1 protein-coding gene is annotated in these 630 nt (G+C 70.6%); it reads right to left on the reverse strand.

Features of this window, described 5'->3' with window-relative positions; translation table 11 throughout:
• The coding region (locus tag AC1DWF_RS35815; RefSeq protein WP_476843206.1) for a coproporphyrinogen-III oxidase family protein at window positions 1-601 on the reverse strand (601 nt) is incomplete at its 3' end.
• Between the last annotated feature and the right edge of the window lie 29 nt (window positions 602-630).

A 630-nucleotide genomic window follows, 5' to 3' on the forward strand; every position in this document is an offset into this window, starting at 1 on the left:
GGCTGAGATGATCCGCCGCGAGGGCCAGCGCCTGACGCAGCTCGGCCCGCCAGGATTCCTCGGACTGGCCGGGCCGCGCGTAGATCAGGTCGAAGGACAGCCGGGGAAAGATGCCGCGCGCCGCCTCCAGCGCGGCAATGGCCTGCGACGCGTCATGGCGCCGCCCGAGGAAGCGCAGCGCCTCCGCATCCAGCGACTGCACGCCGAGCGAGGCGCGGTTCACGCCGGCTGCGGCGAATTCGCGCAGCTTGCCGGTCTCGACGCTGGTGGGATTGGCCTCCAGCGTGATCTCGATATCTTCGGCCGCGTCGAACAGCTTCCGCGCATCGGCGATAACAGCGGCGACGGTTTCCGGCTCCATCAGGCTCGGCGTGCCGCCACCGAAGAAGATGCTGGCCAGCGGCCGCTTGGAGTTCCGGCCGGGCTCCGCCGCCGCGATCCGCTCCGTCTCCCAGGCCAGCTCCCGCCGCAGGGCCTCGCGATGGCGCGCATGGTCCACGCCGCCCTCGCGCACATGCGAGTTGAAGTCGCAGTACGGGCATTTGGAGGCGCAGAAGGGCCAGTGGATGTAGAGGGCGAGCGGTTCGGTCACGGCCCGCATATAGGGCGCCGAGGCCCGCAGCGCTAACG

This window comes from Aminobacter sp. P4_D5, from assembly GCF_056401815.1.